Source organism: Burkholderia sp. Ac-20365 (assembly GCF_017104715.1).
Taxonomy (GTDB): domain Bacteria; phylum Pseudomonadota; class Gammaproteobacteria; order Burkholderiales; family Burkholderiaceae; genus Paraburkholderia.
In genome coordinates, this window is sequence record NZ_JAAGPI010000003.1 from 329695 (window position 1) to 342760 (window position 13066).

At 61.4% G+C, this 13066-nt stretch carries 9 protein-coding genes; 7 read left to right on the plus strand and 2 right to left on the minus strand.

Annotated features, from left to right (window positions below; all coding sequences use genetic code 11):
• Positions 1 to 46: 46 nt before the first annotated feature.
• Genes G3O01_RS07895 through G3O01_RS07920 form a run of 6 tightly spaced genes read left to right on the plus strand, consistent with a single transcriptional unit; the run spans position 47 to position 7908 of the window.
• Positions 47 to 1801 carry a hypothetical protein gene (locus G3O01_RS07895; protein WP_205803952.1) on the plus strand — a complete coding sequence of 585 codons (1755 nt, stop codon included), beginning with the start codon at positions 47 to 49 and terminating at the stop codon, positions 1799 to 1801.
• 39 nt (positions 1802 to 1840) lie between these two features.
• Positions 1841 to 2872 carry a hypothetical protein gene (locus G3O01_RS07900; protein WP_205803953.1) on the plus strand — a complete coding sequence of 344 codons (1032 nt, stop codon included), beginning with the start codon at positions 1841 to 1843 and terminating at the stop codon, positions 2870 to 2872.
• A gap of 30 nt (positions 2873 to 2902) precedes the next feature.
• A complete protein-coding gene (locus tag G3O01_RS07905) occupies positions 2903 to 4258 on the plus strand; it encodes a hypothetical protein (RefSeq protein ID WP_205803954.1) in 1356 nt (451 codons plus the stop codon).
• A 10-nt stretch (positions 4259 to 4268) separates the two neighbouring features.
• Entirely contained in the window at positions 4269 to 5489 is a 1221-nt protein-coding gene (locus G3O01_RS07910; protein WP_205803955.1) for a hypothetical protein, read from the plus strand.
• Positions 5486 to 6445 carry a hypothetical protein gene (locus G3O01_RS07915; protein WP_205803956.1) on the plus strand — a complete coding sequence of 320 codons (960 nt, stop codon included), beginning with the start codon at positions 5486 to 5488 and terminating at the stop codon, positions 6443 to 6445. Before G3O01_RS07910 ends, G3O01_RS07915 begins: the two co-directional genes overlap by 4 nt.
• Positions 6446 to 6447: 2 nt before the next feature.
• Positions 6448 to 7908: a hypothetical protein gene (locus G3O01_RS07920; protein WP_205803957.1), complete on the plus strand. Its 1461-nt coding sequence runs from the start codon at positions 6448 to 6450 to the stop codon at positions 7906 to 7908.
• Positions 7909 to 8320: 412 nt separating this feature from the next.
• On the opposite strand, the gene G3O01_RS07925 is transcribed toward G3O01_RS07920, so the two are convergent.
• Both G3O01_RS07925 and G3O01_RS07930 read right to left on the minus strand, forming a co-directional pair.
• Positions 8321 to 8911 carry a hypothetical protein gene (locus G3O01_RS07925; RefSeq protein ID WP_205803958.1) on the minus strand — a complete coding sequence of 197 codons (591 nt, stop codon included), beginning with the start codon at positions 8909 to 8911 and terminating at the stop codon, positions 8321 to 8323.
• A gap of 11 nt (positions 8912 to 8922) precedes the next feature.
• On the minus strand, positions 8923 to 9711 hold the full coding sequence (locus tag G3O01_RS07930) for a DM9 repeat-containing protein (RefSeq protein WP_205803959.1): 789 nt from the start codon (positions 9709 to 9711) through the stop codon (positions 8923 to 8925).
• A 967-nt stretch (positions 9712 to 10678) separates the two neighbouring features.
• Here G3O01_RS07930 and G3O01_RS07935 point away from each other — a divergent pair.
• Entirely contained in the window at positions 10679 to 13024 is a 2346-nt protein-coding gene (locus tag G3O01_RS07935) for a DNA/RNA non-specific endonuclease (protein ID WP_205803960.1), read from the plus strand.
• Positions 13025 to 13066: the final 42 nt, after the last annotated feature.

Here is a 13066-nt window from a genome sequence, read left to right on the forward strand (position 1 = left end):
GCGAAGCTCACTCGATGGACACAGACAGTTTGACAAGGAGAAAGCCATGAAGGTGACAGACATCCGCTTTCGCGACATAGTCTTCGCGGAAACCGCCGAGATCGCTCAGCTCAGAAACCGCATCAGCCAGCTCGACAGGATCAAGGCCAATCGTGCCGCGTTGTCTGCCAGTGAAGACGACGAATATCTTCGCGTCGGATCGATCCTTGCCACGCTCGAGGCATTTCCTGAGGACGAGGTATGCGATCCGCGATTTGTCGCGATGCGCGACCTGTTCAATCGCAGCATGGCATCCTCACCGAAGCAGCCCCAGCCCTGCATACTTGGCGTGAAGCTGGCCAACCACGCCGGCGGCAAGCTGCGCAGCGAACCCGGCGCGAACGCGGCTTCGCTAGGCGAGGACCAGATTGTCATGGCCTCGCTCACGCTCGGCCTGTCAATGGTCGACCAGACGCCGCCGCCGCGCGTGCTCACGCGAGAGGTCAAGGGTGCCCAGTCGCGCATCATCTCGGACGTTGCGGCGCCAGAGTACGCGGAGTTCAGCCGGGGATTTTTCGCCGCGTTCGGCGAAGCCCAGTCGATGTTCGAGCTCGCGAAACTGGTTTTGCCGCTGCTGTCGCGTGAGGGCGACACGCTCCTTGATGATCGCACGCCGGGATCGGTGGATGCGGCCGAGTTCGCCCGCGTGATGCGCGCACTGCGCGAAAAAGGCGTCACCTCTGTGAAGGAGCAGCAGTTGCGCCGGCGAATCAACGAGTGCCTGAACCAGATCCAGTTTGTCGGTGAGGATGGACCGGTCACGGAAATGGGCATCGACCTGCCCGATCTTGACCAGGCCACCGATGCCGACATCGTGCCGGAGAACGTTCGCCTCATGGGCCCCATGATCTGTGCTGCCATGTTCGATGAGCTCAAGGCGTTCCAGGTGGTCGACAAGCTCGTCGAGCTGTCACAGCAGGGGATGCTGCCCATCGGGTCGGGCCCCGCGGGCAAACTGCTGTACCGGTACTGGAAGGACGCGCCAAACCGCATGTCCGAAGCCGAGCGCAAGAACTTCTATTCGATGACAATGGGCATCCCTGGTGGGGAGTCTAGTGGCATGGTCAACCGCGACTTCAATGATCTGTGGCTACGCTTTGTTTCGTCCGTATCGTCGTTCATACGGCAAAGCGAGGTCGACAAGCTGCTTCGTGCATCCGTGCCCAACACGGTGAGCCAGCAGCAGGTGCGCAAGGCCGCGCGCGATCTGGCCGTGAACCTGTCATTGCACGGCTATGGCATGGCGTACTACGCAGCGCTTGATCTGCAGGCACAGATCCGTTTCATGATCACCCTCCTCTCCGACGAGGATATCCGCTCTGCATACGGCGCGCGCGACATGTGGCAGGTAGTTGACCAGGTCGCCACGCTCGAACTGGGCGGTGCGAGGACGAGCTCCCGGTATCGCACGCTCGCCACGTGCGGCGCCATCATCACGGCCTGGCTTTCGAACAACGTGCAGCGCATCATGCGCTCGACCGTGCAGATCATCGACATGGACTGCGTGCGCGCACCATCGGAGCGGCCAAGCGGCCAGAAAGCAACGACCACCCCGAGCGACTATGACCTCGTGAATGCGTGCGAGCTGTGGCTTGCCGACACCGCGACGCCGGACACCCGCGTCGACGAGATGGCACAGCCCCGGGAAGCACCCGTGATGACCTCGCGGCCCGTCCAGATTCCGAACATCGCCCGCGAGATGCTCGATGGCGCGGGTATCGGGATGGGCATGGGGATGAATCTCTCGGGCATGCGTCACTAGACGCGCCTTTGCGCGAAATTTCACACCGAGGAGAACGAGATGCGTGCGCAACCTCTGGCAGCAAAGGTGGAACGTCGTCTCCTGGCTGCCGCCCAGCGGCTGGGCACGGCTGATCCCGTGGCGCCCATCCAGGGGCTGATCGAGCGGACATTCCCTTTGCCCGATGGAGATGAGCGCTACGGCAACAACGCGCTGACCCCGATGTCCGCCCCGATCGAGCCCAATTTCTCGGAATTGCAGCCGGGCAGTCTGCGCTTCACGATCGAGCCGCTAGGGCCAGGTGCTTCAGGCGCCGATCGTCGCGACGAGGCAACGCGTGAAATGCGCCGGCTCGTCGGAAGCTTTTTCGGGCGGGACGCGCTGCGCTGGTTCGATGAGCGCTCAGAAGCGTGGCGTGGCTTCGCCAGCGGTGGCGCACTGAGCTACGGTGCCTTCTTCGGAACCAGCTACGACCGCGACGGCCTGGCAGGCACACGGGTGTACTACGAAACACGCGCGGACCAGATGGGCGCGATGCCCCCAGGTCTCACGCGTATCGTCAGCGCGGTAAGGACACTCATGCCTACGCTCCAGCCGCTGTTCACGACGATCTCCGCCATGCGTGAGGCGGGTGCACAGCGGCTGACCTTCGTCCACTCACGCCCCGTGCGCCTTGCGGACTTTCAGCCGGTGCTCGACGCGCTGGGCCTGGGGCACCAGATGCCGGGCATCCTGCAGACGCTCGGGCTCACACTGGGGGGGCGCTTCGATCTGCCCGCCAGTTCGACGCTTGTCGCCTTTAGCGATGGCGCGGATGGTCCCGAGTTCGAGATCTATGTGATGCTCGGCATGATTTCTGATCTGCCCGCAAACTTCATGTCCCTGCTATCACTCGGCCTGAACGAGCGGCCGCGCGAACTCGTCGCGCTCGAACGCTGGCTCGATGCGTTCACACCCGAGGACGAAGTCTGGCCCGGGCGGTTTTCCATCCTGAGCCTGCGCACCAGCCGCAACTGTGCGCCCCGCGTGAGTCTGTATCTACGCCCTGCCGAGTTTGAACTTCCAGCAGGTGCGTCGCGCAACGCACCCTGAGCCGTGTGCCGCGTTCGCCCGAGGTCGACCATGTCCGCCAAACCAGTCAGTACTGCACAGCAGAGCCTGCCCTCCCCCCCGCGCCCCGAGGTTCGTGATGCCGTGCGCAGGCTGCTCACGCAGACCGAATCATTTGCACGGCTCTCACCCGAGAAACAGCGCCAGGTCGCGCGATGCACCGCGCTCATCGCTGACTACCTGGCCGCGCCCGAAGGATTTGCGGGCAACACCCTGCCCGGGGGCTTGGCCATGCCGCCCGCAACGGCCCTGGACGACCCGCCACCGCCCCAGCGGGAAGCTAGTTACGACGTGGCAAGCAAGAACGTCAGCGAGATCGGCGAGGGAGAATTTAGCGCAAGTGCTGCACGTGAAGGCGCAAAAGTAGCAGGCTTGCTGCTCAAGCAGGTGAAGTTCCCCACCTTCGTGGCCAGCCTGATTGAAGGAGTGTTTCATGCGATCGTCAAGTCTTCTATCGAACAGATGGAAGCCTATACAAAGATGATCGATTCCGTGGCCAAATCACTCCAGCAGTTCACGGATGACAATGTCACCGAGAACCAGGGGCGTGACCACATGGTCGAGAAGTTTCCCGACCTGTTTGAGGTCGCAGTGGACGACATGAGTGACACGCCCAGCCCGAAGCTCAGATTGCGCGACGGTGTGGATGAGGATGCCGCGCTTAAACGCGTGAATCAGCAACTGAACTTTGAAGGCAGCCCATTCAAGAGCATGGACCTTTCCGACGAGAACGCCGAAAAGGCGCTCGTGCTCGCCGCTCGCATGCAGCTGGCCAGACAGCGGCAACAGCTCATGGCGAGCCTGGTCATGATGGGCATCAATCGCATCGTCGTCACCGATGGCAAACTTTCCGCGAAGATCATGTATGACTTCACCGCACGCGATTCGCGCAGCGTGCGCAAAAGCGCGGCTGCCTACGACTTCGCCCGCAATGCTGATGGCACGATTCAGACGACGCGCGCGCAGGAGGGCACCTACGACTTGGGCGGCGATGAGTCGCGCTCACGGCAGCATGGCAAGGATTCGTCCAGCGACGACTATAGCGCCGACTACTATGCCAAAGGCACCTACAAGGCCGAAGACAAGCCCGTGATGACCGCGATGAGCACGGCATCAGAGGCCAGTGATTCGCAGCTGCAGACGCGCGTGCAGCTCGCTGGTGCGGTGGAAGTGAACTTCAAGAGCGACTATCTGCCGCTTGACAAGATGGCTACGCCCGGCATGATCGCCGCAATCCAAGGCAACTCCACGCCCGTCGATCCAAACGTGGTGCCCTCGCCGGTCAACCGCGAGCCCGCCACATCCGGTGCCATCACACCGGGCGCCGCCGCACCTGCGGCGCGCGCACCCGCGCCAGCTTCCCCTTGACGGTGCGAAAATGAACCAGCCCATGCGGCCCGACTGGACAAGCTCGCAGGCGCTCGATGCGGTGCGGCCGCAGGTACGCGGGCTGCTCACTGCCATACCCGCATTCGGCGCGCTGAGCGCTGAAGAGCAGCGCGCGCTTGCCGCCAACATGGTCAAGGTCCTCTCCTATATCTCAGATCCGCATGCGATCGCTCAGGAGGTGAGCACGATGCCCGCCTCGCACGAGTCTCTGTCCCGGGCACAGGACGACGCGGTAGAAGCGACTAAGGCCTCGCTGTCAAAATCGCCCGGCATGGTCGGGAAGGATTTCAAGGCAGGTGCGGTTCGCGAAGGAGTCGACCAGTTCGGTGCGCTCGTCAAGAAGGTCGACTTCCCCAAATTCGTCGGCGGCCTTATCAAGAACGTCTTCCAGGCGATCGTGGAATCCTCCATTGAGCAGATGCGCGCCTATGGCGAGCTGATCGCGAACGTGTCCAAGACGGTCGATGCATTCATGCAGGACAATATCTCCGCTGGCGCCGGACGGGACTGGCTTGCGCAGAAGTATCCCGACGCAATCGGTGTCGAAGTCAACCAGACGGCGGGCGCCTTCGAGGAAGGTCCGATCCCCGTTGCGCCCACGGCGACGCTTGTCACCCGCGGCGAGAACGCAGAAGTCAGGCTTGCCGAGATCAGCCGCGACCTTAACCTCACGCCCCCCGTGAGTGACATTACCGATGCCGATGCCGAGCTAAGACTTGTCACAGCAGCCCGGCTGCAGATGGCCAAGTCCCGCCAGCAACTGCTCGCCTCCATGGTGATGCTGGGCATTAACCGGATTGTGGTCACAGATGGCGCGATCACGGCGAAAGTGATCTTTGACATGCGTGCCGAAGACAGGGCGCGGCGCAATTACACCGCATCGATGTACGACGAGGAGTCGCAGCGCGCGAAACAGTCACTTAACGCGAGCTATGGCGGGTGGATGAGCCCCATTGATGCGTCGGTGTCCGCAGAAGCCGAACAGGCTCATGTCGCAACGGTCGGCTCCTCAGTTGATGAAACGAGTGAATCGAAAGCCGAGGTCAAGGCAAAACTCTCGGGTGAAGTCCGCGTCAACTTCAAGAGCGACTATCTGCCGCTGGAGAAAATGGCAACGCCAGAAATGATGTCCACCATCCAGGGCAACTCGACGCCTTACAACCCGAACAACTCGGGGGCGTCGCGTTCAACATCAGGCACGCAGCCGTGATTCTCCCCCTTCCCCCCAATGCCCGTGGTTGCGACGACCACGGGCTCGATCAGCAGCTGCAACGTTGCGCGCGACTCGTTGACGCCGCGGCGCCGGTGGCGCTCGCGCTCGATGAGCTCGGCGACATCGCGTTGCCACTGTTGCCCGCCACGCGATTTGATCAGGCGCAGCTGCGCGTACTCGCAAGTCTGTACCTCGCCTCAGAGCTGGAGATGGCGGGCGTCGTGGACGCGGTCGAAGCGCTGGCGGGATTGGGGCGCGGCGCAGGCCTTGGCGTGGACCTCGGCGCGGCCGCTGCGCTCATCGCGCAGTACTGGAGAGGACGCAACGAGCGGGCCACGCCCGATGAGCGACGCGCGTGCTTTGACCGGGTGTTCGGTGTGCAAAGTGGCTTTGACGAGGCGATGCTGGAAGTGTGCGAGGCGCTCTACAGGCTCGACGAAAACGAAGGATACAATGCCCACGGAGGCGTGGCCGTGCAGGCGCGGGTGCGTGCAGCCGCCGTGCACATGGCGGAGCAGCTCGTGGGCGCGAGCAGCGGGACTACCGTCTTCATTGCGCAGGATCTGCTGCAGAACCTGCGTCAGTCGCTTGCCATACTGGGCCATCCCGCGCTGCGCGGGGCGTTTGGCGCGCGTGACCTGTGGAGCGTGCTTGTCGCGATCGACAGGTTCGCACACACGGCTCATGGCGACGCACGGATTCATTTCAGGCGCGGCCGCGCGGGTATGACCGTGCTTGCATGGCTTGCAGAGGTATCTGCTCACATGAGCGACATGGCCGCCGCCTTCGTCGCGCTCGACCATCCCGTGATAGGTGCCGCTGTCGAGTGGATGCAGGCGTCACTTGCACTTGGCGAGTCAGCGACCACCGCGCGGGGCACTGCGCCGCCAGCGGCCGCTCCCGTCAACCCTCGCGCCCCGTCGGAATCTCCGTGGGCTGCGATGGCAGGCTAGTCATGGCAACCACACCGCGCGCAATGACCCGCTCGCCATCGCCGGCTGTGCGCCAGTCAGTGCGCGCGCTGCTTGACGCAAAACCCGGCTTTCACACGCTTGACGCCCCCACCCGCCGCGACGTGGCAAGCGCACTTGTCCGTATTGCAGATGCAGCCACTGCCCTCTCAAATGAGGAACAGGCTGCGCGCGCTGCCCCCCGCGCGCAGCGCCCGGCGCTGTCTCGCTCACAGGATGCGGGCAGCAGTTTTTCCGGAGTTGCCGCATCGAAGGTGGCCCGCACCACCACCGAAATCCTGAATGCGGTGTCCTTTCCGCGATTCGTGACCGAACTGATCAATGGTGTGTTCAAGGCACTGAACGACTCGAACCAGCAGCAATTGCACAGCTACGTCGAGCTCATCCAGAATGTAGCCGCGAGCACGGATGGTTTTGCCGATGCGAACATTGGGATTGCGGGCGCGCGTGCGTGGCTCGCCGAACGCTTCCCCGGCTCGTTTGTCGTACAGGCGGATGATGATGACGCGCTGGAACCTCCCGAGGCGTCGATGTCTCCCGAAGATCGTGCGGCCGCGCAGGCCGAGCGGGACGCCACGACGCGGCTGGTCCTGCGCCAGGGTGCCTCAATGCCAGGTGAGGCGGCACTCAGAACGGCGCTCGGCCTGGGTCCACAAGACCCGGTACCATCGGGAGACCCCGAGTCGATTGTTGCTCCCGCACGCGCAGCGCTCGCGCGCAGGCGGCAACAGATGCTATCGACAATGGTCATGATGGGCCTGCAAAGACTGGTCATCGAAAGCGGCCGTCTGACGGCCGCCATGCGCTTTCACATCGACACGCGAAGTGCTGCGGCCGACGACCGCGGCTCCAGCTTCGATCTGCGTAACGATGCCGAGGTCAGCGGTGGCGCGAAGCTCGGTCCGTGGGGCATCGAAGCCAAGGTCAAGAATACGATTGGCTATGTGTCCACGCAGCGAACACAGACGACCGAGGAAATGAATACCGACCTCGACCTTAATTCCTCAGTTGAGCTTATTTTCAGGACGGACTATGTTGCGCTGGACCGACTCGCGGGTGGCCCCGCACAGGAGCGCATCCGTGTGAATGCGCTCAATCCCGAGGCTGAGGGGCGGCTCGCCTATGCGGACAGGGCCGCACGGCGTACCGCACAGGGCGCCGCTGAAGCACAGCGCGGCTCGCAACTGGCCGAGCGCATGAGTTCGCCTCCGCCTACCCCCCCCTCGCCGACTCCCACACCCGCGTCGCCGGGCCCTGCACCCGCCTCACCTGCAGCAGCGTCGCCGGCAACGCGAACGCCAACCGGCACCTCGCCTGGCGCCACCAACGCAAACACCGGGGGAAACGCAACCGGTCCCGCAACCCCTGCAGCCTCTACCGGTGCAACCACCAAACGTGCCACCGGCGTCCAGACAACGCCTGCTCGCGCATCCGGTCCACGATAGTCCGCTGGAATTCAACCATCATCAAGCAATGCGTTTTAGCTTCCGTTGGAATGGCAATAGCACATGCAAACGCAACACGCCTGGGGCTGGTTGATTCAGTTCTTGACGTTTGGGTCAATTGAGCCTGAATATATCTGGTCCAGGCCCTGAATTCATAAGATCGACGCACCCAGCCCAGCCTAATGCCATCGAACGAACCTGAAAACAGGTATCGCGATCCCACCCATCAGGCGCCGCACCAATTCTCTCGACTGATGCGTTTCGTGTGCATTTTGCACGGGCCCAATCGCTGCAGGCTGTCTTGCGCCAATGCGAAGCGGATCGCGACGACGGATCCAGACATGTCGGCAACGCCATTCGCGGGTCGTTCGATCCTGTCTGTCGGGCCGTGCGAGCGCGCTGCGCCTGTCATTCAGATCACGTCCCGGATCGGATACACGTACACCAGATAGAGATAGAAGAACGCTAGCGACAACGCAAGAACGATGACGCCGAGCATGGAGGACCTGACAACAACGCCTTTGGCCGAAACCTCAAGCTCTGTCTTTAGCGTATCGTCAACACTGCTAGCCGCATCCTCCTGTTTTGCCGTATACGTGCCAGCGCGCCGCGAAATTGCAAGTGCAACGTGAAATTGCACGGCGGCAAAGTAGACACCGGCGATCACCAGCAAGACCACGGCGACGAAGATGAGTCGTGAGGACAGCAACTGCCACTCGAACACACGGCTGCGGTAAGCGTAGCCGTTGGCACGGTACTCATAGTAGTGCTGCATGGCGCTCAGGTACATCCTGCGCGTGGCCGGATCAGCGAGCACCGCACTGCCCGGGTCGTCCGCCATGGCCGCGGTGGGCGGCGCTGGTGCTGCGTATTCCGCTCCCGCCTGCACCGTCGCACGCTCCATGCGCGTCTTCTGCGCGGAGTCGTCCTGGATCGCCGCGCAGCAAAGCACGGTCACGATGCTCAAAGCGACGGCTGCCGCAGCTTGCACGATCGGCCTCATCGATAGTCTGCTCAGGTGCCAGCCGCGAGGAACTCCGCGATCTTCGTGCGATAGCCAATTTGGCGGTACACGTCAGTGCCTGCTTCCTTGCGCTCGGCATCGGAAAACTTCTGCATTTCCGATTCGTCGCGCCGTACCATTGTCCGTATCACCTCCAGCAGTGCCGCGTTGTGCTGGTCGAGCCAGAGTCGACCTCGTTGCGGATCAGCGGGTAGTTCCGGTGGCGTAGGCATCTGTGCGTTCGAAAGGATGTGCTGCGCGGGGAAGAACTCCTGCTTGCCGTCCGGGTAGGTTACCTGGCTCCCATTGGGAAACTTGCGCACCACCGTTCCATCGGCCTTGCGCGCTTCCACATAGGGCCGACCCGCTGCGTCGAAGCCGCGGCGTACCGATCCGCTGGCATCAATGGCTGGCGCCGACCCTGCCACTCCGGGTCTGGGCACCACGATGGCCTTGTCCGCGAGGATGCCGGACCTTGCGCCCAGCCTGCTGGCGGCCTGCACAGCGGGTGCTGCGCCTGCAGCCAGCACCTCATAGTTCGCTACTGTCAGCGCACGGCCGGCGAACCCTATTCTGCACCCGCCGGAACCCGCCGAAATCGCGCCCAGGGACACGCCGTTGCCCTGCTGGGCACGACAGGAAAACTGTGGCCGTCCATCCACCTCGCGCCCGAGCGCGATGGCACCGGCAGGAACCTGCCCTTGGCCGGCCTTGATCCAGTGGCTACCTGCCGGCAGCTCTGCAGCAGAAGACGACACCATTGCCATACACCATCCGCACACTGCAATCAGCCGGTTCATCTCGTGAGCTCCTGCGCAAAAGCGGGCGAATGCCTACGATACGGTTATCCTGGCTGGCGCGACAGAAGCGTCAAGCCGGATCTTCGGCGTCGAGAAACATACCGTCATGGGACGCGCGGTACTGCACCGGCAGACTCCTGAGTGACGCATCAACAGCACACGGCCGCAGGCAGGTTGCTGACGTCCAGCGTAGCCATGACCACGGCGCCCGGCTTACCGGGTGAGAACCCCACTACGACCAGACCATTCCTGACGGGCTGTGCGGCCAGCATGCTTCACGATGAACACACTGACGGACTTCGGAAGCGATGATCAGACATCTTAATTATTTTCATTAAGTACAGAATGCCTTTTTGTTCTGCCGGCAGATATGTTCTACAACACAATATTCACGTCGCAGATGAGAATATCCAGTAACTCTAGTAACGCATCGAACTGTGTCAAGATCTTTCCGGCAGGTCGGCTTTTTTAAAGTCTGCTTAAGACGCACGCTGGAAAGGGGTTGAATAGCGGCCGACACAAGATCAGGCATGCACTACCGCACATTTGCCGGGTTCTGTCCGATTTGGCTTTAACAGGAGCAGCGCCCGGTGCGTCGACCGTGTCGAACGCGTGGCCTGATGCCGCGAAAAATTTGCTTGTGCTGGTACTGGCCGGCTGCAAGGCGAAATCGCGACGCCGAAACAGCACCGGGAACCGATTAAAAAAATGCACCGCCAACAGTCACCGGTTGCACAAGCGAAATGCGCGATGTTCTCGGGCCCTTGCATCATGCGGCTCCTCTCAACCGATCTCCCGATCATGGCCGCCTTCAGGATCTTTTTTTTCCAGAAGGATCAGCTATATTTCGGGCACCAGGTATCTCCGCATTGCGGAACTGGCGTCATAAGCAAAGCCCGGGCTGTCGCAATTGCACAATACTGTCATATGACAAATCGCATGGAGTCTTTACGCATGGAGACCCCGTATGGACCTAGCCACCACGACACGGTTGCAACTGCTTTTTCGTGAAAGACTCGCGCGGCAAACTTTCGAAATTGAACGCTCGCTGCGGCAAATCGCGGCTGGCAATCCTTTAGGCGCAGAGCCTGACCCGGAGCGTAGTACCAGGCGCATGGCCTATAAGGCTGGACTGCCTGCGCGCGACGCTGCCGCACTCGCAGGCATCATTCGCCAGACCGCCGCGACCATTGATGCCGGTACCGATGACGGCGCCGAATCAATGCAAGGTCCGACACTTGACCTCGTGGGCGTTTCATTCCTTGCAAAGGGGCGTCTGGTCGCGAATGCGGTTGGGCGCGTCGTCTTCAGGTCCGGCAGGGCGCAAGGCAGTGGCTTTCTGGTTGGCCCGGGCCTTTTCCTGACCAACAATCACGTCATCCCCTCTGCGAATATTGCCACCCAGATGGTGGTTCAGTTTGACTATGAAACCACCGGCGACGGCGTCGCCAGCCCAACCACGACGTTCCCCCTCGATCCTGGAACCTGCTTCATTTCCGACCCCATCGACCTGCTCGACTTCACGCTTGTGGCAATCGGCCCGCGTCTGTCGGGACCAAAGACACTTCAGTCCCTGGGATATGTCGCACTGTCTGACGCCTCAGACAAGCACATGCTCGGTGAGATTGCAAACATCATTCAGCACCCTCAGGGTGGATACAAGCAACTGGTCGTTCGCGAGAACAACATTATTTCGCGCGACGAAACACATGACGTATTGCACTACCTTGCAGACACCGAGAAGGGATCGTCAGGTTCACCGGTGTGCAACAATGATTGGGAGCCTATCGCACTCCATCATTGGGGTGAGCCACATTTTGAACTGAAAAATGCGCTCGGCACGCCGCTGCGACAGGATGTCAACGAAGGCATCCGCATCAGTTCCATCGTCAGGGCGTTGAAATTGCGCGCGAGTTCCATGACCGATAAGGCCAGCGCGCGTGCGGTAAATGAACTTCTGCAGGTTTGGAGCCTGTGCGCTCGCAGTGGCCCTGTGATGACGCCTGAGAATGCATTCAACGGCAGCGAAGAAGCCTGCCGCGCGCCGCCCAGATCCGGCGCAGACGGTATGTCCGCCCCGTCTATTGCCGCCGACGGAACGCTGAGCTGGAGTTTGCCCATCGAGTTCAGCCTGAGACTCCCTTGGGTCAGCGCGGGGCAGACGAATCAACCTTTTACGCCCGATTTCGCGCCGCCCCAGAGAAGCGAACCGCAACCTGAGGAAAAGAAAGAAAAAGCCACTCCGGCGTCCGACGATTTTTCTGACCGCAATGGGTACGAACCGGGGTTCATCCGGGGCTTCGTTGTGCCACTTCCCGACTGGTCAAAGGTCCCGTACCGGATTGCAAGAAACCAGCAGGCCCTTCACGGAGATGATCCTCACGAGCTGCGCTACCACCATTTCTCCATCGTCATGAATGCGGATCGCCGGATTGCACTGTTCACCGCGTGCAATATTGACGGTCGGCGTCTCGTGGCAATCAACCGGCAGGACAAGTCCACTAACACCAGTCCAACGCTGGCTGACCTCGGCATCGAATCGCTTGGCGCCGAGGCGAGCGACGATTTCAGTCCCGACCCGCGGATCCTGGAGAATGAACAGATGGCAGTGGAGTTCTATCAGGATCAGAAGGTCCCGGGCTACGAAAAACCACCATACCCGGGCACGGACGCATCGGCTGAGGAAAGGCGGATATATGCAAAGGCTATGAACGAACGGACCGCACGCATGTTCCAGAAAGGCCACATTACGCTTCGCAGCGACCCGGCATGGGGAACGGCTGACCAAGCGCTGCTTGCGGAGAGCGACACTTTCTACTATACGAATGCAGCGCCCCAGCTGGGTTTCTTCAATCAGGGCAGCCCCGAGAAAAGCCCGGCTGCAAAGGGAAAGCTTCGCTGGCGTGCTGTGGAAACCTTCGTTGAGAGAAACGCATTTACGACACACCAACGGGTCAGCGTTTTCGCAGGGCCCGTGTTCGACGACGAGAATGATCCGGAGTATCGCTTTGGTTCCAAGCTGCCAATGCGGTTTTGGAAAATCGCTATCTGGAAAGGATCCCACGGGTTGCAGTCAGTGGCGCTGCTGGCAGACCAGCATCCCGTACTTGAGCGTCTCACCAAAGGGATGCCAGAAGGCATGGAAGCCTACGATGACGAAGAAGAACTATCCAGGGTATCCGAGTTTATATCAACGGTCGCAGAGGTTGAAAGGCTGACGGGACTGCGGTTCGATAGCCAGGTTCGAGACGGCGATATCCGTCTCGGCGCTAACGGAAATGAGTCAGCATGGGACTTCGTTTTTCCAGCCTGACGCAATCGGGCCAACTGTCAACACTCACGTCGGCAAATGCTT